The 25134-nt window shown below is 65.6% G+C and carries 22 protein-coding genes; 11 read left to right on the top strand and 11 right to left on the bottom strand.

Annotation, left to right across the window (positions count from 1 at the left end; all coding sequences use genetic code 11):
* The first annotated feature begins 11 nt into the window (after positions 1–11).
* Both QMA10_RS14925 and QMA10_RS14920 read left to right on the top strand, forming a co-directional pair.
* The gene (locus QMA10_RS14925; RefSeq protein WP_290169572.1) at positions 12–1469 is read left to right on the top strand and encodes a DUF5129 domain-containing protein; all 1458 of its coding nucleotides are present in this window, start codon (positions 12–14) and stop codon (positions 1467–1469) included.
* Positions 1470–1665: 196 nt separating this feature from the next.
* Positions 1666–2772, top strand: a complete 1107-nt coding sequence (locus tag QMA10_RS14920; protein ID WP_290169570.1) for an alpha/beta hydrolase — start codon at positions 1666–1668, stop codon at positions 2770–2772.
* Positions 2773–2820: 48 nt separating this feature from the next.
* Here QMA10_RS14920 and QMA10_RS14915 read toward each other — a convergent pair whose 3' ends face one another.
* Genes QMA10_RS14915 through QMA10_RS14905 form a run of 3 tightly spaced genes read right to left on the bottom strand, consistent with a single transcriptional unit; the run spans position 2821 to position 5791 of the window.
* The gene (locus QMA10_RS14915) at positions 2821–3456 is read right to left on the bottom strand and encodes a lactate utilization protein C (protein ID WP_290169568.1); all 636 of its coding nucleotides are present in this window, start codon (positions 3454–3456) and stop codon (positions 2821–2823) included.
* Positions 3453–4994 carry a LutB/LldF family L-lactate oxidation iron-sulfur protein gene (locus tag QMA10_RS14910; protein ID WP_290169566.1) on the bottom strand — a complete coding sequence of 514 codons (1542 nt, stop codon included), beginning with the start codon at positions 4992–4994 and terminating at the stop codon, positions 3453–3455. Before QMA10_RS14910 ends, QMA10_RS14915 begins: the two co-directional genes overlap by 4 nt.
* Positions 4991–5791 carry a (Fe-S)-binding protein gene (locus QMA10_RS14905; protein ID WP_290169565.1) on the bottom strand — a complete coding sequence of 267 codons (801 nt, stop codon included), beginning with the start codon at positions 5789–5791 and terminating at the stop codon, positions 4991–4993. The genes QMA10_RS14910 and QMA10_RS14905 overlap by 4 nt, the downstream gene beginning before the upstream one ends.
* 188 nt (positions 5792–5979) lie before the next feature.
* Here QMA10_RS14905 and QMA10_RS14900 point away from each other — a divergent pair, with 188 nt between their 5' ends.
* Positions 5980–7710 (top strand): L-lactate permease, encoded by a 1731-nt coding sequence (locus QMA10_RS14900; RefSeq protein WP_290169564.1) that lies wholly within the window; start codon positions 5980–5982, stop codon positions 7708–7710.
* Between the two features lie 98 nt (positions 7711–7808).
* Here the strand turns inward: QMA10_RS14900 and QMA10_RS14895 are convergent, their stop codons facing one another.
* Positions 7809–8357, bottom strand: a complete 549-nt coding sequence (locus QMA10_RS14895; RefSeq protein ID WP_290169563.1) for a hypothetical protein — start codon at positions 8355–8357, stop codon at positions 7809–7811.
* Positions 8358–8713: 356 nt separating this feature from the next.
* Here QMA10_RS14895 and QMA10_RS14890 point away from each other — a divergent pair, with 356 nt between their 5' ends.
* Both QMA10_RS14890 and QMA10_RS14885 read left to right on the top strand, forming a co-directional pair.
* On the top strand, positions 8714–9457 hold the full coding sequence (locus QMA10_RS14890) for an FCD domain-containing protein (protein ID WP_290169561.1): 744 nt from the start codon (positions 8714–8716) through the stop codon (positions 9455–9457).
* A gap of 202 nt (positions 9458–9659) precedes the next feature.
* On the top strand, positions 9660–12422 hold the full coding sequence (locus QMA10_RS14885; RefSeq protein WP_290169605.1) for an FAD-binding and (Fe-S)-binding domain-containing protein: 2763 nt from the start codon (positions 9660–9662) through the stop codon (positions 12420–12422).
* Positions 12423–12473: 51 nt separating this feature from the next.
* On the opposite strand, the gene QMA10_RS14880 is transcribed toward QMA10_RS14885, so the two are convergent.
* The gene (locus tag QMA10_RS14880; RefSeq protein ID WP_290169559.1) at positions 12474–12809 is read right to left on the bottom strand and encodes a glyoxalase; all 336 of its coding nucleotides are present in this window, start codon (positions 12807–12809) and stop codon (positions 12474–12476) included.
* A gap of 115 nt (positions 12810–12924) precedes the next feature.
* Between QMA10_RS14880 and QMA10_RS14875 the strand changes: the two genes are divergently transcribed.
* Genes QMA10_RS14875 through QMA10_RS14865 form a run of 3 tightly spaced genes read left to right on the top strand, consistent with a single transcriptional unit; the run spans position 12925 to position 15425 of the window.
* Positions 12925–13812 carry an aldo/keto reductase gene (locus QMA10_RS14875; RefSeq protein WP_290169557.1) on the top strand — a complete coding sequence of 296 codons (888 nt, stop codon included), beginning with the start codon at positions 12925–12927 and terminating at the stop codon, positions 13810–13812.
* 52 nt (positions 13813–13864) lie between these two features.
* Entirely contained in the window at positions 13865–14566 is a 702-nt protein-coding gene (locus QMA10_RS14870; protein ID WP_290169556.1) for a type 1 glutamine amidotransferase domain-containing protein, read from the top strand.
* A gap of 4 nt (positions 14567–14570) precedes the next feature.
* Positions 14571–15425, top strand: coding sequence for an SDR family oxidoreductase (locus tag QMA10_RS14865; RefSeq protein ID WP_290169554.1), 855 nt, complete (start codon positions 14571–14573; stop codon positions 15423–15425).
* 37 nt (positions 15426–15462) lie between these two features.
* Here the strand turns inward: QMA10_RS14865 and QMA10_RS14860 are convergent, their stop codons facing one another.
* From QMA10_RS14860 to QMA10_RS14835, 6 genes are all read right to left on the bottom strand, one after another.
* A complete protein-coding gene (locus QMA10_RS14860) occupies positions 15463–16251 on the bottom strand; it encodes a glycerophosphodiester phosphodiesterase family protein (protein WP_290169553.1) in 789 nt (262 codons plus the stop codon).
* Between the two features lie 154 nt (positions 16252–16405).
* Entirely contained in the window at positions 16406–16861 is a 456-nt protein-coding gene (locus tag QMA10_RS14855; RefSeq protein WP_290169551.1) for a DUF3817 domain-containing protein, read from the bottom strand.
* Between the two features lie 172 nt (positions 16862–17033).
* A complete protein-coding gene (locus QMA10_RS14850; protein WP_290169550.1) occupies positions 17034–18431 on the bottom strand; it encodes an ABC transporter substrate-binding protein in 1398 nt (465 codons plus the stop codon).
* Between the two features lie 46 nt (positions 18432–18477).
* On the bottom strand, positions 18478–19401 hold the full coding sequence (locus tag QMA10_RS14845) for a carbohydrate ABC transporter permease (RefSeq protein ID WP_290169548.1): 924 nt from the start codon (positions 19399–19401) through the stop codon (positions 18478–18480).
* The gene (locus tag QMA10_RS14840; protein WP_290169546.1) at positions 19398–20354 is read right to left on the bottom strand and encodes a sugar ABC transporter permease; all 957 of its coding nucleotides are present in this window, start codon (positions 20352–20354) and stop codon (positions 19398–19400) included. Before QMA10_RS14840 ends, QMA10_RS14845 begins: the two co-directional genes overlap by 4 nt.
* 232 nt (positions 20355–20586) lie before the next feature.
* Entirely contained in the window at positions 20587–21495 is a 909-nt protein-coding gene (locus QMA10_RS14835) for a DUF5996 family protein (protein WP_290169545.1), read from the bottom strand.
* A gap of 142 nt (positions 21496–21637) precedes the next feature.
* Between QMA10_RS14835 and QMA10_RS14830 the strand changes: the two genes are divergently transcribed.
* The 3 genes from QMA10_RS14830 to QMA10_RS14820 all read left to right on the top strand — a co-directional run bounded on the left by QMA10_RS14830 (position 21638) and on the right by QMA10_RS14820 (position 25129).
* Positions 21638–22630: a nucleoside hydrolase gene (locus QMA10_RS14830; protein ID WP_290169542.1), complete on the top strand. Its 993-nt coding sequence runs from the start codon at positions 21638–21640 to the stop codon at positions 22628–22630.
* Positions 22631–22800: 170 nt separating this feature from the next.
* Positions 22801–24099: a multidrug effflux MFS transporter gene (locus QMA10_RS14825; RefSeq protein WP_290169541.1), complete on the top strand. Its 1299-nt coding sequence runs from the start codon at positions 22801–22803 to the stop codon at positions 24097–24099.
* Positions 24100–24157: 58 nt separating this feature from the next.
* Positions 24158–25129, top strand: coding sequence for an acetylxylan esterase (locus QMA10_RS14820; protein ID WP_290169540.1), 972 nt, complete (start codon positions 24158–24160; stop codon positions 25127–25129).
* The last annotated feature ends 5 nt before the right edge of the window (positions 25130–25134 follow it).

The raw sequence follows: 25134 nt of genomic DNA, 5'->3' as shown, positions 1-25134 counted from the left end.
AGGGGGAAACCATGCGCCGGGCACTGACTACGCTGCTGCTGGTCCTGATCACGCTCACCGGGGGTGCAGCCGCAGCCGCTGCCGTGACCCCGGATGAGGTCATCGTAGAAGACACCGCAGGGGTCCTGGACACCGGCACGCTTGTTCCCGCACTGGAGGACATCGAGTTCCGGGAACCCACCACGGTTGCCGTCTACACCTACAACGGGCCGCCCGACAATGAGGACGGAACCGTCCTCAACGCCGAAGTGCTTCGGTTCGCCCGGGAGGAGCACCCGGAATGGCTCAGCGAAGACGGCCAGAAGTGGGCGGACGGACTGTTCATTTTCGCCCTGGATCCCACGGGCCGGTGGACCGGCACGTACTTTGGCGAGGACCGCAAGATATCCCTTGATCAGCAGGAGGACATCCGCAGCGAAACCAATGAGCTGTTCCGTGAGGCCAACTGGACCGAAGGCACCATCGCCGCCGTCGAAGAAGCCGCCAAACTGATCAACCGTCCCTGGTACCTCTCCCCCGGCGCCATCCTCGGGTTCATCGTCGCCGGCGCGGCCGCCGTCGGTTCAGCCGTGACCTACGTGGCGGTGCGGCGCAACCGCCGGGCCAAGAACAGGAAGCTGCTCACCGAGGCAGATGCCAGCTATTCCAGCGTGACCCGGGACCTGGACGCCACCGAGGTCAACGCCAACACCATTCCGGATGATTCCTCCTACGGGTCCCGGGTGCTGGAGGAGTACCGCACGTTCATGACGCGCTATAACAAGGCCACGGCGCTGAACAACGCCGCCCACGCCCTCTCCGACAAGGACCTGATGAACCGCCGCAGCACGGCCACGGTGGAAGAGTACGCGGATGCCGCCCTTGAACTGGACGGCTTGGATGACGTCATTGCGGACACCAACGCGCTGCTCAACAAGGCGCCGGGGTGGGAGCGGGCCTGGGACCGCCAGACGGGTCCGCTGGAAGAGGATCTGGACCGCCTCAATGACCTGCTGGAAGGCAAGGACGCTGTGGCCAAGGATTCCCCCTCTGCCCGCGCCCTGCAGGCTTTCCGTCGGCAGGCCCGCGAGGACCTTGCCGCTGCGGCCACGGAACTGGCTGAGGACCGCATCACCCCCGAACAGGCGCTGGACCGCATCAAGGCCGCCCGGCAGAAGCTCTCGGACCTGCTGGACCGGCACGCCCAAACCGTCATTTCGGCGCAGGCCAAGACGGACAGTGAGCGCAAACTGATGCAGAAGGAACTGGACAAAGCTACGGAGCCGGGCCGCCGCGGCCGCAGCTACCGGCCCGGAATCGTGGACACGGCTTTCCCCGCCTACTTCTACTACTCGGTGGGAAGCTTCAACACCGGTATCCGGCAGGGCACCAGCAGCGTGGAATCGGCCCGCAGCTCCGCTTCCAGCTCTACCGGGTACGGCAGCTCGGGCGGCAGCTTTTCGGGGGCCGGGAGCTCCGGAAGGTTCTAGCGGCGCGTTAGCTCTCAAGCAGGTCCGCACGCCGCGAGCCGGGCATCGATACCGGGCCGGGCACCGGCTCCGGCTGTCTGCACCTGTGCAGCCCAACACCACCCGGCGTGAAGTTCCTCGCAGCCGGCGGCCGGGACCCGCCAGCTGGCGGTGAACCCGCCGCTTGATGCCCAGAAACGCGTCCTAGCTTAAAAAGATGAAGATCTTCTCGCTTCCCGCGTTGGGAGTGGCGGCGGGCGCGGCCGCTGCTGCCGGCTTGGCTGCCGCCGCGGTGCTGCGTCATCATCCCCTGCCGTCAGCACTGCTCATCCGCGGGGTTTTCGCCAGTGCCAACAGGTTCCAGGCAAAGAAAATCCAGCCCCGCATCCCCGGCTTGAGCGTCATCCGCCACCGTGGACTGCGCTATCTGGGCACCGGCGGAAAACCGTCCCTGGACCTGTTCCTCCCGGCCACGGACCGGAAACCGCTTCCCGTGGTGATGTGGATCCACGGCGGGGCCTGGATTTCAGGCTCCAAGGAAGACGTGGCGCCTTACCTTGAGGTCCTCGCCGGTTACGGCTATGCGGTGGTGGGCGTGGGGTATTCCATCTCGCCCGAGGCGGTCTATCCCACCGCGGTGAAGGAACTGAATGCGGCGCTGGCTTTTGTCCGCGAGCATGCGGACCGCTACGGACTGGACCCGAACCGCATTGTTCTCGCCGGTGACTCCGCCGGGGCGCAGCTGGCCGCCCAGCTGGCCCTGGCCATCACCAACCCGGAGTACGCCCGGGACACCGGTGTTGTCCCCGCTGCGGCCCCCCGGCAGCTGCGCGGAATCCTGCTGAACTGCGGAGTTTTTGATTTCGACGCCGTGGCCACCATGGCGGGCCCCATGGGCTGGGGGCTGCGGAAGGCTCTCTGGTCCTACACCGGTTCCAGGGACTGGGCATCGACCTCCGCGGCAGCACACATGTCCATCCCCTCGCATGTGGACCACCGTTTTCCACCCACCTATATTTCCGGCGGCAACGGCGACGATCTAACCCTCACACAGTCTCTTCCCCTAGCGGACCGGCTGGAGGAGCTTGGCGTGCCGGTGGTCCGCAGCTTTTGGCCCCGGGACTACAAGCCGGCACTGGGCCACGAGTACCAGTTCCAACTGTACCGTCCCGAGGCAATGGACTCGCTGCGGCAGACCGTTGCCTTCCTCGCGGATGTAACCGGGGTTTCCGCGCTTCCCCGGCAGCCCGTTGAGAAGGTCACGGCCCTGGAGAAGGATCTGCTGGCGGAGCTGCCGGAGATCGAGGAGAAACTCGCAGCGTAGGGCCAACCCTGACCGTTCCCGCGCCGGCAGGGGTTAGCGGCCCCGGGATCAGCTGCGGACGATAATGACGTCCAGGTTCCGGGGCCCGTGCACCCCTTCAACCCGTTCCAGCTCAATGTCCGAGGTGGCGCTGGGGCCGCTGATCCAGGTCAGCGGACGGGTGCCGTCCAGCCGGCGCAGCGCTTCGGGAAGAATCCCGGCAATGTCCCCTTCCCGCACCACGCAAATGTGGTGGTCCGGAACCAGCGTGATGGCACGCCGGCCCTGGTTCGGGCTGCCGTCCAGGATGATGGTTCCGGTTTCCGCCACGGAGACCGCGCTTCCGGTGACGACGGCGTCCACAGCATCCAGTTCCGCCACGCTGAGCGGCGCGTCCGCGGCGTCGACCCGGCGGCGGCCGGGGGCCCCGGCTTCAGCCTCCGCCAGCCAGGTGCCGTCGATGCCGGCGGGAACCACATAGCTGGCTGCGTCCCGGAGCAGCTGGGCAATCCGCGGAGCCAGCCCCGTTTCATCCACCACGGTGACTCCGGCCTTGTAGTCCACCAGCCGGTCCACGAGCAGTTCAATGCGTTCCTCGGCGCTCATGCCGGAGTCTGCGCGGTAGGTCCGCGGGATTTCCGGCGCCTCCGGGTGATCCCGCAGCGCCGAGCGCAGCCGGTCCAGAATGACTGTCCGCGCGCTCATGCCCGTTCTCCCGTGTTCGTGGTCGTGTTCGTGGAGTCCGTGGGGGCGGAGCCTGCAGCGGGATCCCCGTGTTCTTTGGCCCACCAGTCGCGGAACGACGCGGCGGGCGGAGCCGGGATGTCCCTGCTCTGTGTCCAGCCGCCCACAAGCCCGGGCAGCTTGGTGATCTTTTTCCTCCGGCCGGCGGCAATCCGGCCCAGCGGGAGACCCTTTTCCAGCAGCCCCAGATGTTTCCCGGAGGAGAACGCCCACGAGGCACCCTTCATCATTAGGTCCATCTGGGAGGGCAGCTTCTTCTTGCCCCGTTTGCTGTCCACGTCTTCCGCGCGCAGGTGCACCAGGATCTCGGGGATGTTGATTTTGACCGGGCAGGCGTCATAACAGGCGCCGCAGAGAGAGGATGCATACGGCAGCGAGTTGTTTTCCTCGGACGTAATGCCGGTCATCAGCGGTGACAGGATGGCGCCGATGGGTCCCGGATAAGTGGAACCGTAGGCGTGGCCGCCCGTACGCTCGTACACCGGGCACACGTTCATGCACGCCGAGCAGCGGATGCAATGCAGGGCCGAGCGGCCCATCTCATCGGCCAGGGCGGCGCTGCGCCCGTTGTCCAGGAGCACCAGGTGCACGTTCTGCGGCCCGTCGCCTTCGGTCACGCCGGTCCACAGCGAGGTGTACGGGTTCATCCGTTCCCCGGTGGAGGAGCGCGGCAGCAGCTGCATAAACACTTCCAGGTCCTGCCAGGACGGCAGGAGTTTCTCCACACCCATGACGGTGATCAGGGTTTCAGGCAGGGTCAGGCACATGCGCCCGTTGCCTTCGGATTCGACGACGGCGAGGGTCCCGGCGTCGGCGATCGCAAAGTTGGCACCGGAGATGGCCACCTTGGCGGAAAGAAACTTCCGGCGCAGGTGGGCCCGCGCGGCCTCGGCAAGCTTCGCCGGATTGTCGGTGAGGTCCGGATCGACGCCGGGCATTTCCCGCAGGAAGATGTCGCGGACCTGGGTGCGGTTCTTGTGGATGGCCGGCACCAGGATGTGGCTGGGCTTGTCATGGTCCAGCTGGACAATCAGCTCGGCGAGGTCGGTTTCAAAGGCGGCGATGCCCTGTTCTTCGAGGTATTCGTTCAGACCGATCTCCTGGGTGGCCATGGACTTCACCTTGACCACCTCGTCCGCGCCCTGTTCGCGGATCAGGTCCCGGACAATCTCATTGGCTTCAGCAGCGTCCCGGGCCCAGTGGATGACGCCGCCGCGCGCCGTGAAGTTCTGCTCAAACTGTTCCAGGAGCTCGGGCAGCCGCGCCATGACGGACTGTTTGGTGGCACTGCCGGCGCTGCGCAGGTCCTCCCAGTCCGGCAGTTCACCGACCACCCGCAGCCGCTTGTCGCGGATGGTGTGGGTGGCGTGGCCCAGATTGGCACGCAGCTGGCTGTTGCCCAGTTCCCGCTTCGCCGCGGAGGGAAAGGGCTCCGTGGCGTTGAGGTTGCCCTGTCCGAAGACGGGCAGTGCGGGCATGCCCAGGTAGGTGGTGCTCATCGGGAAGCCTTTCCGCTCACAAGGACGTCTCCGGTGACGGACACCGGATTCTCCCGGGTGCTGGCGAGGATATCGGCAAGGTGCAGGGTGGTGACGCTGCTGCCTTCGCGGGAGAGCCCGCCGCCGATGTGCAGCAGGCAGGAAGCGTCGCCGCCGGAGCACAGCTCGGCTCCGGTGGCCAAGATGCTGGCTGTCTTGTCCTCCAGCATGGCCGTGGACACGTCAGCGTTTTTCATCGAGAAGGTGCCGCCGAAGCCGCAGCACTGGTCCGCCTGCGGCAGCGGCTGCACGGTGATCCCGCCGACGCTTTGGAGCAGGTTCAGCTGCCGGTCGCCCAGCCGCAGCAGGCGCATGCCGTGGCAGCTGGGGTGGTAGGTGACGTTGTGCGGGAACCAGGAGCCCAGCTGTTCGGCGGCGTTGGTCACGCCGAGAACGTCCGTCAAGAGTTCGGAGAGTTCATAGGTCTTGGCGCCGACGGCGTTTGCCCGGACTTCCAGGGCTGCGTCGCCGCAGGACCGGGCCACCATTGCGTGCTGGTGTTTCACCGAGGCGACACAGGAACCGGAAGGTGCAACGGCGACGTCGTAATCCTGCGATTCGAAGGCTTCAACGTGGTTCCGGACCACGGGAACGGCCTCGGGCAGGTAGCCGGAGTTCACGTGCATCTGTCCGCAGCAGGCCTGACCGGCGGGGAACACCACTTCGTGTCCCAGCCGCTCCAGGATGGCCACCGTTGCCCTGGCGGTGCGCGGATACATCGCGTCCACGATGCAGGTGGCGAATAGAGCGATTCTCATGGCTGCCTTTCAGCGGGGCATCCCCCGTACGTGTGGTCTGACCATAGTAGGGCATGTTGCGGCGGACACATCCCCTGCCCGCGCGTGCTGGTGACCACCATCACAGACATCCGTAATTTGCGCTAGACTCCCTATGGTCTGACCACTGTGGCCTGACCATACCTTGCCCCTCAAAGCGGAGGAACCCCGTGGAGTCGTTCATTCCCAGCACTGATCCGGTGCTCAACAGTGTTGCCGTGTCGGCACTGGTGGCCCTTGTGCCGCTGCTGACCTTCTTTGTGCTGCTTGCCTATGTGAAGGTCAAGGCGCATGTGGCGGGCGGGGTGGCCCTGCTGGTGGCGCTCGCCGTCGCAATCTTCGCTTTCTCCATGCCCGCGGGTTTGGCCCTGCTCTCGGCCTCCCAGGGCGCCGTCTTTGGAGCCTTTCCGGTGCTGTGGATTGTCATCATGGCCATCTGGCTCTACCAGATCACCGTCCTGAGCGGCCGGTTCGAAGACCTGCGCCGGGTTTTTGACGTGATTGGCGGCGGGGACGTGCGTGTGCAGGCCATCCTGGTGGCGTTCTGCTTCGGCGGCCTGCTGGAGGCGCTGGCCGGGTTCGGGGCACCCGTGGCCATCACGGCCACCATGCTCGTGGCGCTGGGCATCAAGCCGCTCAAGGCCGCAGCCGCCGTGCTCGTGGCCAACACCGCACCGGTTGCCTTCGGCGCCATGGCCATCCCGATCACCACCGCCGCGTCCCTGACCGGCCTCGATGCCGGCCACATTGGCGCAGTGGTAGGCCGTCAGGCCCCGGTGCTGGCCGTGGTGGTTCCGCTGATCCTGGTCTTCATCCTCGACGGCCGCCGCGGCGTCAGGGACACCTGGCCGGCCGCCGTGATCACCGGCGTTGCCTTCGCCGTTGCACAGGTGCTCTGCTCCACCTTCTTCTCCTATGAACTCACCGACATCGTGGCCGCACTGGCAGGTCTGGGTGCCGCCGTCGTCTTCCTGAAGTTCTGGCAGCCCCGCGGCCTGGAAGCCGCCCGCGAGCGCATGGGCCTGCCGGCCCTCGCCGCCGGCTCCGCGTCCGTCAACGCCGGCGGCTCCGGAAACCGCGGCCGCAGCACCGCCGTCAAGGACGGGGACTCCCTGACCCGCTCCCGCACGCTGCTGGCACTCTTCCCGTACTTCCTCGTAATCCTGATCTTCGGCATCGCCAAGCTGTGGAAGTGGGGCGCGGACATTCCCGCCTTCCTGGCCTCCACGGACATCAAGGTGCCCTGGCCCTGGCTGCACGACCGCCTGCTCAATGACGCCGGTGAACCCGTCTCCTCCACCATCTACACCTTCAACTGGCTCTCCAGCCCGGGCACGCTGCTGCTGATGACGGGGCTCATTGTGTGTGCGGTCTACGCCAGGTACGACGACGGCGGCCGCTACTCCATGACCGTGGGCAACGGCGTGGCCGAGATCTTCAGGACCATCTGGAACATGCGCTGGGCGGGCCTGACCATCCTCTCCGTACTCTCCCTGGCCTACGTCATGAACTTCTCCGGGCAGACGGTGTCGATCGGCACCTGGCTCGCCGGAACCGGAGCATTCTTTGCTTTCCTTTCCCCCGTGCTGGGCTGGATCGGCACCGCCGTCACCGGTTCGGACACCTCAGCCAACGCGCTGTTTGCCCGGCTCCAGCAAACCGCCGGACTTGAAGCCGGCATCGATCCGAACCTGCTCGTAGCCGCCAATACCTCCGGCGGCGTGGTGGGCAAGCTGATCAGCCCCCAGAACCTCGCCATTGCGGTCACTGCCGTGAAACTGGACGGCCAGGAATCGGTGCTGCTGCGCAAGGTGGTGGGCTGGAGCGTTGGCCTGCTGCTGGTGCTGTGCACCCTGGTGTACCTGCAGTCCACGCCAATCCTGGGCTGGATGCTTCCCTAGCTCAGCGGGGGCACAAAAGAATGCGGGGCCGGAATTTTCCGTCCCCGCATTCTTCTTTCTTTTTTGGCCTGTTCAAGGGACAGGAATAACCCCTTTTGCTATGACCAGAACAGATAACCTTCCCGGTACGGGACATTGACCGTGTTGTAAACCGTCTGCGTCACTTCGCAGGAGGGCGTCCGGTACTGGGACATGCCAGTGACACTCGCCTGGAACACTCCATATTGTCCATATACCGTGCTCCACGCCGGCACGTCAGCCGTCACAGACGCTCCGTACGTCGTTGTTTTTTCAGTGGTTGCGGCGATGCCCAAAGTGGCGCCAATCTCCGCCACTGCCACGTCAACTCCAACATTCAAGTCACCGCTGAACGTGGTTCCCACGGTTCCGGACGTTTCGGACATGAAGGTCGTGGCGATGCTCTGCGGTGAGTCATTGGTCGTTTGCTGCGGCACTCCGGTGGCGACAAAGACGTCGTCGCCTGCGCTCTGGGCCGAGTAATACCAGCCGGCGTCGCACGCACCTGTTGGCGTGGCTACGTCGTCGATCTCCACCGCATTTGCCGCTCCAGCGGTCAGCAGGCTTCCGCCGCCAACCAGGCCCAGGGCAAGTGCCGTTGCTGCGATTCTCTGATTCTTGCGTGACATATTATTTCCCTAACCTCAGGGAGGCCCACGTGGTGTCTTGCCCGGTTTCTTACCGGGCGGTGACCTCAACGGATGGTGCTAATTTGTCCTGCTTTATCGCGGAAGAGCAATGGAGCTTTTCCAACCGGATCCGCAATAACTGTTCCGATCAGGGGTATCACCCTTCTCCATTCCACGCCGCATGTCAACGGTTCAGCATTGATTTCCGGTATTCCAAGCACGCTGGATGCCTAGTGGCGCAAGGGAAGGAAGCTAATTTAAATACTTTGTTTTTAATACCCTTATTGAATGCACAGGCCTGTGCCTGCGCACCGGCGACAACGCCGGACAGGCCCGGCACGTGGCAGGATGGACCCGTGACAGAGCAACCGCGGCGCAGCTATGACCTGCTGCTGGAAAACATCGAAGCAGACCTCCGTTCCGGAGTCATCTCGCTGGGCGATCAGCTGCCCGGCGAACGGGCGCTGGCCGAAACCTACGGCATCTCCCGGGCCTCCGTCCGTGAAGGCATCCGCATCCTGGACGCCATGGGAGTTCTCCGCTCTTCCGCCGGATCGGGGCCAAAATCCGGAGCGATCATCATCTCGGAGCCGTCGGCCGGACTCTCCTCCGCACTGCGCCTGCACATGGCCAGCAGCAGGCTTCCGGTGGCAGATATTGTCCAGACCCGGGTCCTGCTCGAAACCTGGGCGGCTGCCACTGCGGCGTCCCGCCCGCCCTCCGAGGTCCGGGATGCGGCCCTGGCCCGCGCCCGGGCGCTGCTGGAGGCCATGGATGCCCCGGGTATTGAGCGCGAGGCCTACCATCTTCTGGATGCCCGCTTCCATGTGGAGCTCAGCTCAATGGCCGGCAACGCGGTCATTGAAACCATGATGGCTTCCCTCAGCGGAGCCATCAGCGGTTACGTCAAAAACGCCGTGGACATCATGGAGGACTGGCCCGCGGTGATGAAACACCTGCAGCGCCAGCATCACGGCATTTATGACGCCGTGGCCGCCGGCCGCGGTGACGACGCTGCCCGCCTGCTGCGCGAGCACATCGAATGGTTTTACGCGCAGATACCCGCAGACACCACCGCCGCGGCCCCTGACGGCCAGTGACGCCATACTCAGGAAACGGACCAGCGGTACCCGCCCCGGGGACTTAAAGACCGCCCGTGTGGTCTGACCAACTTTCGCCCAGCCGTGATCCGTCCTACATTTAGACTGCGGAGCACCGCGGCTCCGCGGATCGGTTGGAAAAAACATGAGTCTTCACACGAAAGCCCCCGCCCCCACGGCGGGCTCGATAGCTGACCTCGACATGGAGAACATCAGCACGCGGGACATCGACCGCCGCAAAATGGCCCACGATGCCTCCCATTACCTGATGATTCCCGAGGCTGTCGCCACCCCGCGCACGGCAGACGACGTCGCTTCGCTGCTTCGCCGCAGCCGTGAACTGGGCATTCCGGCCACCTTCCGATCCGGCGGCACCTCTCTGTCCGGCCAGAGCCAAAGCGACAGCCTCCTCATCAACACCCGCCAGCATTTCCGCGGCATCGAGGTGCTCGACGGCGGTGCCCGGGTCCGGGTACAGCCCGGCGCCACGGTGCGTGCGGTCAACTCCCGGCTGGCCGCCCACGGACGCAAGCTCGGCCCCGATCCGGCGTCGGAGATTGCCTGCACCATTGGCGGCGTCGTAGCCAACAACTCCTCGGGGATGGCCTGCGGCACGGAATTCAACACCTATCAGACCATCGAATCCATGGTCATGGTCCTTCCCTCGGGCACCGTGATCGACACCGCCGCTCCCGACGCGGAGACCAAGCTGCGCACCCTGGAACCGGAACTCTTCGAAGGCCTGCTGCGCCTGCGCGGACGCATTGTGGCCAACACGCACTCGGTGGCCACCATCGAGCGGCTGTTCTCCATGAAGAACACCATGGGCTACGGCCTCAACGCGTTCCTGGACTACGAAAGTCCGGTGGACATCCTGACCCACCTCATGGTGGGCAGCGAGGGAACCCTGGGCTTCGTGGCCGAAGCAACGTTCCGCACCATTCCGGCCCTGCCCAAGGTGGCCACCGGACTGATGTTTTTCGATTCACTGGACCGTGCCGCCACCGCTCTTCCCGAGCTGGTGGCATCCGGCCTGGCCACCATCGAACTCATGGACTCGACGTCCCTGCGCGTGGCCGCCGCCGATCCCGCAGCACCGCCGGAGCTGCGCGGCCTGGACATTGCGCAGCACGCCGCACTGCTGGTGGAACACCAGGGACGAACGGCCGAGGAGCTGGAGGCCAAGCGTGAAGCCTCCCGGCCGCTCTTTGAATCGCTGACGCTGGCCGTTCCCTTTGCCATGACCGCCAATGCCAGGGACCGCGCCGCCATGTGGCACCTGCGCAAAGGCCTCTATACCACCGTCGCCGGCGCCCGCCCTTCGGGCACCAACGCCCTGCTGGAAGACATTGTGGTCCCGGTGCCGTCCCTCGCCCCCACCTGCAAGGAACTGTCCCGGCTCTTTACCGAACACCGCTATCAGGACTCGGTTATTTTTGGCCATGCCAAGGACGGCAACATCCACTTCATGCTCAATGAGCGCTTCGATGATCCGGTGGAGCTGGCCCGCTACCAGGCGTTCACCGAGGAGATGGTGGACCTGGTCCTGGAAAACGGCGGCTCGCTCAAGGCCGAGCACGGCACCGGCCGGATCATGGCGCCCTTTGTCCGCCGGCAGTACGGGGATGAACTGTATGAGGTCATGTGCGAGCTGAAGGCTCTGGTGGATCCGCCGAACCTGCTCAACCCCGGCGTCATCATCAACGCTGACCCGGCGTCCTACATCGCGGATCTCAAGGTTGCCCCCACCGTCGAAGCAGAGGTGGACCGATGCGTCGAGTGCGGCTACTGCGAACCGGTCTGCCCCAGCAAGGACCTCACCACCACGCCGCGCCAGCGGATTGTGCTGCGCCGGGAATTTGCCGCCGCCGAGGCCCGCGGGGATGCCGCCCTGGCCAAGGAACTGCGGAAAGACTATGAGTACGACGGCGTCCAGACGTGCGCGGCTGACGGCATGTGCGTCACGGCGTGCCCGGTGCTGATCAATACGGGCGACCTGGTGCGCCGGCTGCGCAAGGAAAACGCCAACGCTGTTGCCGATGCCGGCTGGAAAACTGCAGCCGAGCACTGGTCCACTGTCACCGTGGCCGGCGGCAAGGCCCTGAGTCTGGCCAACGCCATGCCGGCGCTGCTGCCCAAGGCAGCCACCGCCGTCGCCCGCGCCGTCGCAGGCACCGAAAACGTTCCTGCCTATGAAACCGTGCTGCCCTCGGGCGGCTCCAAGCGCCAGCCGCACGAGGATCCGAACGCCGTGGCTGTGTACTTTCCGGCCTGCATCGGCACAATGTTCGGTCCGGCCGGCAACGGGGAAGGTGTCTCGGCGGCTTTCCTGGAACTCTGCGGCCGGGCGGACATCGGCGTCCGGATCCCTGCGGGCATTGAGGACCTGTGCTGCGGCACGCCCTGGAAATCCAAGGGTTACGGCAAAGGATATGCGGTCATGACCGAGCGCGTGCTCACGAACCTGTGGGAAGCCACCGGCGGCGGCGCACTGCCCGTAGTCTGCGACGCCGCGTCCTGCACGGAAGGCCTGGACACCATGAAACGGCTGGCCGGGGAAAGCCCGGACTATCCCGGCCTGCAGTTCATCGATTCGGTGGACTTCATCCGGGACAGCGTCCTGCCGCAGCTGACAGTGACCCGGAGGCTGCCCTCAATGGCTCTGCATCCGACGTGTTCCTCCACGCAGCTCGGAGCCAATGATGCTTTGGAGACAATTGCGCGCGCTGCGGCGGAGGAAGTGTTTGTGCCGCCCAGCTGGGGCTGCTGCGCGTTTGCCGGTGACCGCGGGCTGCTGCATCCCGAACTGACGGCTTCGGCCACCGACAAGCAGGCGGCGGAAATCAACGAACGCGAGTTCGCAGCCTACGCCTCGGTGAACCGGACGTGCGAAATCGGCATGTCCAAGGCCACCGGCCACACGTATCGCCATGTGCTGGAGTACCTGGCCGAAGCCACCCGGTAAGCGGCCGCGGGACGGCTCCTGGCAGCAGATGGCCGGCAACACCCGGCGGACTTACGAAGATGCGGAGGACTCGGAGGGCAGTGTGGGCGGGACTGCGGGCAGCTCCTGCAACGCCCACTGGTTCCCGTCCGGGTCGCTGAAGTATACGAAGGTTCCCCACTCCAGCGGTGTAATGTCGCTGGCCGTCACCGCCTGGTCCAGCAGGTGCTGCCTCGCCTCCGCAGCACTGGGCACCACCACCTGAATCCGCTGCGTCCCGGGGACCATGTCCGTGGTCCCCGGGCCGATGACCACCGAGCAGGCCGAACCAGGCGGCGTCAGTTGAACGAAGCGCAGCTCCGTATTCACCCGTTCGTCAAAGTCCGCGTTGAATCCCACCTGGTCCACGCGGTGCGGGGACCCCCATCACGGACAGCATCGGTCCGCGGCCGGTCTCGTTTTCCACCGGCGCTTATCAGAGTGCTGAGGAATAAACCCCGTTACCGGCCTTGTTGACGCCTTCATGACTGATACGACGGATACTTCACCCGCCCTGTCCCCCACCATCGATCTTCTGGACCTCGGCACCGTACACCGCCTGGGCTTCGGCGCCATGCGGATTGTGGGACCCGGCGTCTGGGGCGAACCGGAAAGCCGCGGCACCGCCGTCGACGTGGTGCGCCGCGCCGTCGAGCTTGGCGTTGATTTCATTGACACCGCCGATTCCTACGGCCCGAACATCAGCGAAGAGATCATCGCCGAAGCGCTGTATCCCTACCCCGACGGCGTCCGCATCGCCACGAAGGTCGGCTTTGTCCGCACCGGACCGGACGTCTGGGTTCCGGTGGGCCGCCCGGAGTACCTGCGCCAGCAGACCGAGCTGTCCCTGCGCAAGCTCAAGGTCGATTCCCTGGACCTGCTGCAGCTGCACCGCATCGACCCCAAGGTGGACCGCGACGAGCAGTTTGCCGTGCTGCGCGACCTCCAGCAGGAGGGCAAGGTGAAGGCCCTCGGCCTGTCCCAGGTCTCCGTTGAGGATCTGGAAGCCGCCGCCAAGTTCTTCACCGTCTCCACCGTGCAGAACCGCTACAACCTCACCGACCGTTCCTCCGAGGATGTGCTGAAGTACTCCGAGGACAACGGCATCGGCTTCATTCCGTGGGCGCCTATCTCCGCCGGTGAGCTGGCCAGGCAGGGCGGCCCGGTGGATGAGGCAGCCAAGCGCCTGAACGCCAGCACCTCCCAGGTGGCCCTGGCCTGGCTGCTGCGCCGGTCCCCGGTCATGATGCCGATCCCGGGCACGGGCTCCATTGCCCACCTCGAGGACAACCTCGGCGCCGCCAACCTCACCCTGGATGACGCCACCTTCGCGGAGCTCGACGCCGCCGGTGCAGCTGCAGCCGGCAAGTAACGTTCTTCCCCCCACTGTTCCGCATTCCCGCCAAGCAAAGGAGCCACATCGCATGGCTAACATTCTGATGGTCGTATCCGCAGCCGATTCCCTCACCATGAAGGACGGCAGCGAGCACCCCACCGGCTACTGGGCCGAAGAGCTCGTGGAATCCCACCGCGTGCTGCGCGAAGCCGGACACACCGTCCGCATCGCCACCCCGGGCGGCACCAAGCCCACCGTGGACCAGGTGTCCCTGGCACCCGAGTCCGCCGGCAGCCCCGAAAAGGCCGCCGCTTTCACCCAGTACATCTCCTTCATTGACGCCGAGCTTTCCTCGCCGCTGGTGCTCGCGGACGCTGACATCAGCGAGTACGACGCCGTCGTCATGCCGGGCGGGCACGGCCCCATGGCGGACCTGGCCTTCGACAAGGACCTGGGACGGATTCTCATTGCAGCTGACAACGACGGAAAGATCATCGCTCCGTTCTGTCACGGCCCGGCAGGACTGCTGAGCGCCGAGACCGAGAACGGCGACTTCGTCTTTGCCGGCCGCAAGCTCACCGTCTTCACGGATGAAGAAGAGCTGGGCGGCGGCACCGGAGAAAACACCCCGTGGTTTGTCGAAGAGGTGCTGCGCAACAAGGGCGCCGAAGTGGAGTCCGGTCCGGCCTGGTCCAGCTATGTGGTCCGCGACCGGAACCTGATTTCCGGTCAGAACCCCCAGTCCAGCGAGGACGTGGCCAAGGCCGTGCTCTCCGCTTTGGCTGAGTAGAACCATGACTGTCCTGATTGCCGGCTGCGGTGATCTGGGCACGGAAGCCGGCCTGCGGTTCGCCGCGGCCGGCTTTTCCGTGCTCGGATGGCGCCGCTCCCCCGAGAACATTCCCGCCCCGATCGAGGGCCGGGCCGCCGACCTGACCGGCTCCGGCGGTGAACTGCCGCGCATTCCCGCGGACACCGACGTCGTCGTGATTGCCGTTGCTGCCGGCCGGCGCAGCGAGGAAGCGTACCGCGCCGCCTATGTGGACGGCACCGCCAATGTTCTGGACGCCCTGGAACGCGACGGCGTGCACCCGCGCCGGATCCTGTTTGTGTCCTCCACCGCAGTGTACGGCGACGCCGGCGGCGCCTGGGTGGAGGAGAACACGCCCGCGGCTCCGGCATCAGCCACCGGCGCCGTCATCCTCGAAGCCGAGCAGCTGCTGCACTCACGCCGGCCGGACGCCGTCGTACTCCGGCTGTCCGGGATTTACGGGCCGGGACGCACCCGGCTGATCGACTCGGTGAACGCTGGCACCGCCGTGGTGCCCGCTTCCCCGCAGCTGACCAACCGGATCCACCGTGACGACGCCGCTGCCGCCATCGTGCATCTCACCACGGCGGTGGCGGATCCCGCCCCGCTGTACGTGGGCGTTGACGACGAGCCGGTGGATCTGGCCGAGGTGCTGAGGTTCCTGGCCGCGGAGCTGGGCCGGGATCTGCCGGAGCCTTCGGAGACGGAATCCAGCAGGGGCGGGGACCGCAGGCTGTCCAACGCCCGCCTGCGCGGAACCGGGTTTACGTTTGCCTATCCCACCTACCGGGAAGGCTACCGGGCGGTGCTGGCCGGGGAGGGAGTCCGCCACTCCTAGGGGAAGCAGGTCCCTTCCGCCCGCATTGCCGGCCGGTCTATCCGGGGCTGCAGCTGAGCTTTTCCACGAGCACAGCCGGGTAATCGGTGATGATCGCGTCCACGCCAAGCCCCGTCATCCGGGACATCTCCGACGGCTCATTGACCGTGTAAACCCACAGCCCCAGGCCGGCGGCGCGGACGGCCTCAGCCCCGGAGGCGTCCAGCGAGGAGTGCTCCGCAACGATGCCCTGCACGCCCCGCCCGGCGCCCTCGGACAGGAGGCCAGCGTCCGGAACTGTCTCGACCAGCTGCCACGCCGGAATGCCCGGAGCTGCCACAGCGAAGGCGCGAACGGATGCCGGGTCAAACGAACTGACGGTCACGGGGTTGTGCCGTCTCAGGCGGCTCCAGTCCGGTTCGTCCAGTGCGGCGGCAAGGGCTTCCTCCACGCCGGGTGAGTCCTGCGGCGCCTTGATTTCCAGGTTGACGCCCAGGGCGAAGCCGACGGCGGCAGGCAGGTCGGCCAGGAACAGGATCGGTTCCCCGGCATAGCGTCCGTCGAAATGGCTGCCGGCATCCAGGCGGCGGAGTTCATCGGCGCTGAAGGATGTGATGGGGGCGTCGGCGCGGTCCGGGAAGACCTCGGCCACGTTGGTGGTGCGGGTGCCGGTTCCGTCATGGAAGAGGAACAGCTCCCCGTCAGCACTGAGCCTGACATCCGTCTCCACCATCCGGGCCCCTGCGTCGCGCGCCTGGGCGAAGGACACTGCGGTGTTCTCCGGCGCCAGCCCGCTGTTGCCGCGGTGTCCAACCACCAGCGGCCCGTGCACGTCACCTGTCGCCATTTTCCGTATGCTCCCTCAGTTGCTGATGGTTCCATCCTCTCCCACTGTATTCCGGGTTGCAGGCAGCCGCTTGCCGTTCTTCGAGGAGCAAAAAGGCGGCCTTCCCTGCAGGGAAAGCCGCCTCTTTGGCGTTGGTGCCGGCCGGGTTTTTTGATCAGCCCTTCGGGATGGGCGGTCCCAGCATCAGGAGAACGAAGAAGACCACGGCCACCAGCACCAGTGCCACCAGGGCAGCGGCCACCGGGCGGCGCAGTACCAGGGCGGCAACCTTGTCCGCCGGGTTGGCGGGTTCCTCGCCGCCCGGGGCCATGCGCCAGCCGCCGTCAAGGAGCCCGCGGCGGTCCACGGAGCGTTCAAACGGAATGGTCGCCCAGGGTACGACGGCGAGCAGCACGCCCAGGATGCCGGTGCGTGCGGGCCACTTCTGGTTGGCCCAGACAAAAAGGGTCACGGCTGCATAGGACAGGAACACGAAGCCGTGCAGGCCTCCCGCGACGGGGGTGAAGCTCTCATTGTCGAAACCGTATTTGGCCACCAGGGCGGCGATGAGCAGGGTCCACGTCACAGCCTCCGCAAAGGCAAGGGAGGTGAAAAGTTTTCGGGGGGTCATGGTGGTGCGCTTACCTTCCACAGGGGTCTTGCCAACAGTATGTCAGGATGGCACTGGCGGTGGCCAATCGCCGCCGGTACCACCATTACCCCTGTGTTCAGGCACCCGCAGATACGAAGCAGGGGCCGGTATCCCGCCCGGGGAAACCGACCCCTGCTATAGCGCGGCCTTACTACTGCACGGAATTGTTGTAGTTCTCGACTTCCCGCTGCAGCTCAGTGACCGCATCGGTCAGCTCGCTCTTACTGTCACCGCCCAGCAACGCACCTTCCAGCGCATCCTCTGCAGCTTTGCGGGCCTGGGGCATGGATCCGGCCGAGCAGCCCTGCGTTGCCGAGGTCAGCTCCGTGGCTTCCAGCTGCTGCACAGCAACATCGAACTGCGGATACTGCTCGCGCCATTCAACATCCTTGGGCTCGTCGAGGGCAGCCTTTGAGATCGGGAAGTATCCGGTGCCGGTGTGCCAGGTGGCCTGGGTTGCCGGCTCGGCCAGGTACTGCATGAACTGCCAGGAGGCTTCCTTCTCAGCGTCGGAATGCCCCTCGCCGGAAACCCAGAGTGAGGCTCCCCCAATGATCGGACCTGAATCGTTTTCCTCGATCTTGGGATAGAACCCCACACCCAGTTCAAAGCCCTGTTCTTCTGCCGCCTTCTGCATTCCGCGCAGGGCTCCCGTCGACTCCAGCGTCATTCCAATGGTTCCGCTCTTGAAAGCGTTCTGGGCATCAGCGGTCACCCGGCCCGTGTTGCCCGCAACACCTGTGGCCACCAGATCCTTCCACCAGTCGACGAACTCCACCGCGGAATCATTGTTAAGCGTGTACTCCGTGGCCCGCTCTCCGGACCGGCCGTTGTCCGGGCTGCAGTAGAGCTCCCCGCTGGCAGCGATTTCCTGTTCCAGGAGCCATCCGTAAATGGCGGCATTGAAGCCGAATTCGGCCGGGCCGCCGTTCACCTTGGACAATTGGTCCGCCGCTGCACCTACCTCGTCCAGGGTCTCCGGGGCTGTTTCCGGGTTCAGCCCGGCGGCCTCAAACAGGGTTTTGTTGTAGTAGAGCACCGGCATGGAGGTGTTGAACGGCATGGACCAGAGCTCGTCGTTGATCGAGTAGTAGCCGGCGATATTGGGCTGCAGGTCGGACACATCGTATTTGTCCCGGTCAATGAAGGCCTGTGTGGGCAGCACCGCCCCGGAATCGATCATGAACTGTGTGCCGATGTCATAGATCTGCACCATCGTTGGGGTGCTGTTGGACTGCACCGCAGCCTTGTACTTGGTGATCGTGGTGTCGTAATCGCCCTGGTAAACACCCTTGACTTCAATCTTGCCCTGATTGGCATCGTTGAAGTCGGTGATCAGCGCGTCCAGCGTCTCGCCGTTGGTACCGTCCATGGAGTGCCAGAAATTGACCTCGGTCACGCCGTCGGCCTGTTCCAGGACATCGGCTGCCGGCGCCGCGCTGTCCCCGCCCGCTTCGCCGCCTTCCGAACCGCAGGCGGACAGGGCCAGGGCGAGGGCGGCGGTTCCTGCCGCCAGTGGCAGGAATCGGCGTCGTCGTGTGGTGCGCATGTGGTTCCCCTTCATCGGTGTATCGCAGTGGAGCATGGTCGGGCGGTCATTTGAGCGAGCCGGCGGTGAGGCCGCGGACAATGAATCGCTGGCCGAAAATCACCAGCAGCAGGGTGGGAATGATGGCCAGCACGGTTCCGGCAAGAACCAGCCCGGCATTGAAGTTGTCCGCTGAACGCAGCTGCGTGATGCCAATCTGGATGGTCTGCATCTCGGGGGTCTGGGTCACCAGCAGGGGCCAGAAGTACATGTTCCAGGCTGACAGGAAGGACCAGATGCCCAGGGCGGCCAGTGTCGGCTTGGACAGCGGCACCAGCACGGAGATCAGGAACCGGAAGTGCCCGGCGCCGTCAATCCGCGATGCCTCCCACAGCTCCACCGGGAAGGACAGGAACGCCTGGCGGAGCAGGAAGATACCAAACCCGTGGGCCAGGAACGGCAGCACCAGTGCGGGTGTGGTGTTGATCAGTCCGAGCGAACTCATCGTCAGGTAGTTCGGGATGATGATGGCCTCGGAAGGCACCATCATGCTGCACAGGAACAGGGCGAACCAGAAGGAGCGCCAACGGACCTTGAGGAACACCAGCGCGTAAGCGGCCAGCAGGGAGGTGACCAGCTGGCCCAGCGTGATGAGGCCCGCCATGACCACCGAGTTCACGTACTGCCGGCCCAGCGGAATGCTGCTCAGGGCTCCGGTGAAGTTCTCGGCCCGGAACCCGTCAAGGGGCCACAGCGATGCGGGATAGGAATTGATGTCTCCGGGGCCCATGAAGGATCCCACAAAGCCGAAATAGACCGGAAAGAGCACGACGACGGCGCCGGCCGTGAGCGCCAGGTACGTCAGGACACGGCCCGGGGTGAGGGGACGGCGGCCGCGCCGCGGCGTGCCTGCCGTTGCCGGCCGGGTGGGATTTCGGGCACCGCGGCGGGCGGCCGCTCCGGCTGCGGAGGAAACTGCTGTGCGGGTCACCGGTAAAACACCTTCCGCTCCAGGATGCCGAATTGGACCACGGATACCACCACCACGATGATGAGCAGCACCACGGCCTGTGCGGAGGCGTAGCCAAAGTTGGAGTTGTTGTTCGCAAAGGCCTGCTCATAGATGGAGTACACCAAAGTGGTGGTGCTGTCCTGCGGACCGCCCCTGGTGAGGATGTGGATCTGGCCGAAGCTCTGCAGCGCGTGGATGGTTCCGGTCACCAGCAGGAAGAACAGCTGCGGGGTCAGCAGCGGCATGATGATGGAGCGCTGCATCCGCCATCCGTGGGCACCGTCGAGCCGGGCAGCCTCAACAATGTCTTCCGACACGGCGCCGAGCCCGGCGGAGAGGACCAGCAGGTTGTAACCCAGCTGCATCCACACGGTTGCCAGTGACACGGAGAGCAAAGCCCAGGCCGGATCGGTCAGCCAGCCCACGCGCTCCACACCGAAGAACGCCAGCATCCCGTTGAGCACCCCGGTGGCCTGATTGAACATGACACCGAAAATCACTGAGGCAGTGGCCACTGAATAGGCGAAAGGAAGCGCAAAGGCCGTGCGGAAAACGCGCACCGCCTTTATTTTCTGGTGCAGCAGCAGGGCAATGACAAGGGCCAGCACAATAGACGGGACCACCGTGAGGACAGTGAAACCCAGGGTCACCAGCATGACGGTCCGGAATCCGCTGTCCGTAAACAACCTCAGGTACTGGTCCAGGCCAACAAATCCCGAGGGGCGCCCAAAGAGATCGCTTCCCTGGAAGGAAAGGAATACGGAGCGTCCCAGCGGATAAAACAGGAATGCGGCAAAGACCAGCAGCGCGGGCAGCAGATACCACCAGGCCCTGATACTGCCCCGGTCCGCGGTGCGGTTTGCCCGCACCCGGGAGGAACGCCCTGTCTCAGGCGCAGCCGGTGACGCTGCCGGAGCTCCGGCGGTACTCACGCTCCCTTGCCCGGAAGGATGGACCCCGGCGCCTGTGCATCATCCGGCACGGGACCGGAGCTGCGTTGCAGCAGCAATTCTCTGCAGAAGTCATTCATTGCGTTTTTCCGTCCAGAAGAATGTGCCCAAATCAGCACCGTCGATGAAATGGCTTTCAGGCGTCACAGTACCTACCTGCTTTAAACGAAAGCAAGGATACGGACCATGAACTTTTGGTTTCTTTTGGGCGGCGCTATCCCCCGTAGGTCAGCGGTTCCGTAATCCAGTCCAAATCCTTCCAGCGGTCCACCCGCTGCAGGATTCCGAAACTGGAGCGGAAGAAGTCCTCCACAGCTTTTTGCGGGGTGGGCCCGGCAAAGGCATCTTCCAGCCGGAGGACAAACTCGCTCTCCTGCGCCAGGAACTGCGCCGCCGCCGGTTCCAGCAGGGATCCGCAGGTGCCGATGTCCGCCAGGAACGGATACGGCAGGGCGTAAAACGACGGCGCTGCGGTCTTGGCGTCACCGGGCCAGAAGCCCACTTCGAAGAACTTCTCGTCAAAGCCGTTCCTGCCAATGATGTCCGTCCCCGAATAGGGTGCAGGCTGCCCGCTGAAGACGTTGCCGGAGAGATCCATGGTGCCGAACCAGAACGCCGGCATATCCACCTTCCCGCGCATGGGGGCAAGGAAGCCGGCCAGGCACCGGAAGGCGAACTGCAGGTTGGCCAGGAAGAGTTCCACCGCCGCCTGGTCATAGGAATGATGCTTGGCGTCCTGGTCAAAGGGGACCGGATCGTGGAATTCCTGCGGCGCCGTGGTGATTGGCGTGGGAGTGCCTATCGCCTCCAGCGCCCCCATGAGCTGCCCGTAAAAGTCCGCGACGCTGAGCCCGTCCGCCAGCGGTATTCGAACCCGCGCACCCAGGCTGTTCCGGACGTCCACGTGATGCCTGGCAAGGTTGAAGTAAATCTCGAAGGTACAGGCATCGGCCGGAATGATGCCGGTGCCGATGCCCTGGACGGTGCAGTCCATCCGGACATGCGCCCACTGGGGCCGTTTGTAGCTGCGCTCCAGCTTCACCTTCCCCGCCATCTGCAGGAACAGGTGCAGGGTGTCGGCAGTGTCCTGCCAGTCGGTGTAGCTGCGAAACCTCTGATCCATGGCAAGGGCCTTCTCACAGTGGCGGAGTCGGCGGCCGGACCTGCGGCGCCGGGTTCCTCCCAGTGTGAAACGTGCCTGTTTCACGGTCAACGGCCACCCGGATTCTGGCTAAACTGAAATTCCAAACCCGACGGAGCCCCTGATGAACCCCGCCCACGAAAACGCTGCCGTCCCCACAGCCGTCATTGCCGACGTCGACACCGGCTTGGACGATGCCCTGGCCCTGGTGTTCCTGGCCCGCGACCCGCGCATAGACCTCCTGGCCGTAACCTGCGTAGCCGGCAACACCGGGGTGGACCAGGTGCTCCGGAACACCATGGACGTGCTGCATGCCGCCGGAGCCGGCAACATTCCCGTGGCCCGGGGTGCGGAGCGGCCCCTGATCAACGAACCCCGGAACGCCCACGCCTTCCACGGCGCCAACGGGCTGGGCGGACTCGGGCTTCCGCGCAGTCCGCACTCCCCCGCGGCCGTGGCCGCCGTCGAACTGCTGCACCGCACCGTTGAGGACTCTCCGGTGCCGGTAACGCTGCTGGCACTCGGACCGCTGACCAACGTGGCGTTGTTCCTGCGTGCCTATCCAGCTACGGCCCGCAAACTTGGCCGCATCGTGTTCATGGGAGGCTCGGCCGGCATCGGCAACGCCACCTCGCATGCCGAGTTCAATGCCTGGCATGACCCCGAAGCCCTGGCCATCGTGATCCACAGCGGCATCCCCACCGTCATGTACGGCCTGGACGTTTTCATGCAGGCGACTGTGGAGCCGGCGCAGTACCTTCCGCTGGCCGGTTCGGATGACGAGGGCGCCCGCCTGGTCGGAGATATCCTCACCGTGAGCGGGCTCCGCAGCGGCGGAACCGAACCGGTGCCCGTGACCATCGGCGACGCCGGAGCTGCCTGTCTCGTTGCCGTCCCGCAGACGGTTCAGCTGCTCCGGTACCCGGTGCGGGTGGAACTCTCCGGCCACAGCCGCGGCCAGACACTGGTGGACCGGCGGCTGCAGCCGGGCGAAAGCGAGCACCACGGTGACGCCGGTCCGGTACCGGTCATCGAGGTGGCTCTGGACCTGGAGCACCGGCTTATGACCGAGACGTTCCTGGCAACCGTCCTCCCGGGGACCGGCCGGAGTTCCTAGACTCCGGCGGCGGTTCCCGTTTTCTGCAGCCGGTCCCCGCTGCAAGTGGCACAACCCACTGTGCCGCACCCTTGTTCCTCCGCGCCCCGGGCGCCTAGGCTGAACTGGGAGTTTGTTGCCTGTGCGCACATTTCCCCTCTCCTGCCCCTCCACACTTCGAAGGACCTCATTTGAGCACCTCCCCCAGGGCCCGGGGCGTCCGCCCTAACTACCGTCCAGGGATCAAGTACATCCTGATGCTGGGCGCGCTGGCGGCCCTTCCGGCGGTTACCACCGACATGTACCTGCCGTCGCTGCCCACCGTGGCAACCGAGCTGAACACCAGCCAGGCAGCCGCCCAGTTCACTATGTCCGGAACCCTGATCGGCGCCGCCTTCGGACAGCTGGTAATCGGTCCGTTCTCGGACCGGTTCGGACGCAGGCTGCCGCTGCTCATCGGTATCAGCCTGCATGTTGTTGTCTCGCTCCTGTGCGCCATTGCCCCGGACATCGGAACCCTGATCGGGCTGCGGGTTCTGCAGGGATTCTTCAATGCCGCCGCCGGTGTGGTGGCCATCGCCGTTATCCGGGACCGGTTTGTCGGATCGGACGCCGCACAGCTGCTCTCCCGGCTAATGCTGGTGATCGGGCTGGCGCCGCTGCTGGCGCCGACCATCGGCCAGGCCGTGGCCGGCATCTGGCAGTGGCGGGCTGTCTTTGTGGCCCTGGCCCTCATCGGGCTCGTGCTGGTGCTGATTGTCTGGCGGTTCATGCCTGAAACACTGCCCGCGGAACGCCGGCGCACCCGCGGCGGTCCGAGCGTGTTCCGCGGCTACAAGGTGCTGCTGCGGGACCGGCACTTCCTGGCCCTGGCGTTCATTCCCGGCCTGGGCATGGCCGTCATCATGAGCTACGTGGTGGGCTCTCCGTTTGTTTTCCAGGACGAATACGGTCTGACGCCGGGGCAGTACGCACTGGTGTTCGCCGTCAACGGCGCCGGGATGGTTATCTCCGCGCAGGTGAACGCCGCGCTGGTCCGCCGTGCCTCCCCCACCCGCATCCTGCGGGTGACCGTTCCTGTGATTCTGGGCCTGTCCCTGCTGCTGCCCGTCATTATCCTCACCGGGATCGGCGGCGTCTTCGGCCTCGCGGCCGGACTCTGGGTGGTGCTGGCGATGCACGGACTGATCGCCGCCAATTCGACTGTCACTGCGCTGGGCAATTACGGCCACATGGCCGGATCCGCGGCTGCTCTGATCGGCGCGCTCCAGGTGGGCGTGGCCGGCGTCGTCAGCCCCCTGGTGGGCGTGTTCGGCGGCGGGGCGCTTGCCATGTCCGGTGTGATCATCGCCTGCTGCGCCGTGATGTTCCTGGTGCTCGCGACTGCCACGCCTGCGTACCGCCGGGGCGGACCCGCAGCCATGGAGGGCACGGCCTCCTCTCTTGAAGCCGACGCCGCAGCGGCCGAAGCCGAACTGCCGGAACGCTAACCGACGTCGCTCCGCCCGGCTGCACGGTGATGTCCGGGTTACCCGCTAGGCTTGCCGCATGTATTCCGATCTGCCCGCGGACCAGCTCGCCGCGTACACCAGCAGCCAGACCCGTCCCGGGGACTTCACCGGCTTCTGGACTGAAACCCTGGAACAGGCGCGCGCCCATCCTCTGAACCTCCGGGTCACTGTGCAGCCCACGGTACTGGAGGCGATCGACGTCTACGATGTGTCATTCGCCGGCTGGAACGGCGAACCGGTGCGGGCCTGGCTGCGGGTGCCGCACGGGGCAGCCGGGCCGCTGCCCTGCGTGGTGGAGTATGTCGGCTACGGCGGCGGGCGCGGCGAAGCGCACGAAAACCTGCTGTGGGCCGGCGCCGGGTTTGCCCACCTGCATATGGATACCCGCGGCCAGGGCGCTTCCTGGAGCAAGGGGGCCACACCGGACGGCGCCGGCAGCGGCGGACCGCAGGTCCCCGGCGTCATGACCCGCGGCATCCTGGATCCGCAGGCCTACTATTACCGCCGGTTGTTCACCGATGCCGTCCGCGCGGTTCAGGCCGCCCGCGGGCTGGAGGTCGTGGACCCGGACCGGGTGGCGGTAACCGGGATCAGTCAGGGCGGCGGCGTTGCCCTGGCTGTTGCCGGGCTCTGTCCGGACCTGCGCGGTGCCGTACTGCGGGTGCCGTTCCTGTCCGATTTTCCGCGCGCCCTGCAGATCACCGATGCGTATCCCTACCGCGAAGTGTGTGATTTCCTGGCCGTCCACCGTACCGAAGCCGAGCGTGCGCAACGGACACTCAGCTATTTCGACGGTGTGAACTTCGCTGCCCAGGCCACGGTGCCGGCCCTGTTCAGCGCGGGCCTCATGGACACCATCACTCCTCCGTCCACCGTGTTCGCCGCCCACAACGCCTACGCCGGACCCAAGCAAATGACGGCGTGGCCGTTCAACGGGCACGAGGGCGGCGGTGCCGAAGATGATCTCGCCGCCGTCCGGTTCCTGCGCGAGATGACCGCCGCCGGGTAGCTTCC

It is taken from the genome of Arthrobacter sp. APC 3897 (genome assembly GCF_030407495.1).
In the GTDB taxonomy this organism is placed as follows: Bacteria; Actinomycetota; Actinomycetes; order Actinomycetales; family Micrococcaceae; genus Arthrobacter_B.
The sequence above is the reverse complement of the archived record's forward strand: the minus strand, read 5'-3'. Positions and strand labels throughout refer to the sequence as shown.

What these genes read in the sequence shown, in the direction of transcription:
- QMA10_RS14835 (WP_290169545.1), bottom strand. Translation starts at nt 21,495, where the DNA reads ATGGATCAGAGGTTTCGCAGCTACACCGACTGGCAGGACACTGCCGAC.
- QMA10_RS14860 (WP_290169553.1), bottom strand. Translation starts at nt 16,251, where the DNA reads ATGGCGACAGGTGACGTGCACGGGCCGCTGGTGGTTGGACACCGCGGC.
- QMA10_RS14905 (WP_290169565.1), bottom strand. Translation starts at nt 5,791, where the DNA reads ATGAGAATCGCTCTATTCGCCACCTGCATCGTGGACGCGATGTATCCG.
- QMA10_RS14910 (WP_290169566.1), bottom strand. Translation starts at nt 4,994, where the DNA reads ATGAGCACCACCTACCTGGGCATGCCCGCACTGCCCGTCTTCGGACAG.
- QMA10_RS14920 (WP_290169570.1), top strand. Translation starts at nt 1,666, where the DNA reads ATGAAGATCTTCTCGCTTCCCGCGTTGGGAGTGGCGGCGGGCGCGGCC.
- QMA10_RS14895 (WP_290169563.1), bottom strand. Translation starts at nt 8,357, where the DNA reads ATGTCACGCAAGAATCAGAGAATCGCAGCAACGGCACTTGCCCTGGGC.
- QMA10_RS14885 (WP_290169605.1), top strand. Translation starts at nt 9,660, where the DNA reads ATGGAGAACATCAGCACGCGGGACATCGACCGCCGCAAAATGGCCCAC.
- QMA10_RS14925 (WP_290169572.1), top strand. Translation starts at nt 12, where the DNA reads ATGCGCCGGGCACTGACTACGCTGCTGCTGGTCCTGATCACGCTCACC.
- QMA10_RS14855 (WP_290169551.1), bottom strand. Translation starts at nt 16,861, where the DNA reads ATGACCCCCCGAAAACTTTTCACCTCCCTTGCCTTTGCGGAGGCTGTG.
- QMA10_RS14850 (WP_290169550.1), bottom strand. Translation starts at nt 18,431, where the DNA reads ATGCGCACCACACGACGACGCCGATTCCTGCCACTGGCGGCAGGAACC.
- QMA10_RS14865 (WP_290169554.1), top strand. Translation starts at nt 14,571, where the DNA reads ATGACTGTCCTGATTGCCGGCTGCGGTGATCTGGGCACGGAAGCCGGC.
- QMA10_RS14870 (WP_290169556.1), top strand. Translation starts at nt 13,865, where the DNA reads ATGGCTAACATTCTGATGGTCGTATCCGCAGCCGATTCCCTCACCATG.
- QMA10_RS14915 (WP_290169568.1), bottom strand. Translation starts at nt 3,456, where the DNA reads ATGAGCGCGCGGACAGTCATTCTGGACCGGCTGCGCTCGGCGCTGCGG.
- QMA10_RS14875 (WP_290169557.1), top strand. Translation starts at nt 12,925, where the DNA reads ATGACTGATACGACGGATACTTCACCCGCCCTGTCCCCCACCATCGAT.
- QMA10_RS14820 (WP_290169540.1), top strand. Translation starts at nt 24,158, where the DNA reads ATGTATTCCGATCTGCCCGCGGACCAGCTCGCCGCGTACACCAGCAGC.
- QMA10_RS14830 (WP_290169542.1), top strand. Translation starts at nt 21,638, where the DNA reads ATGAACCCCGCCCACGAAAACGCTGCCGTCCCCACAGCCGTCATTGCC.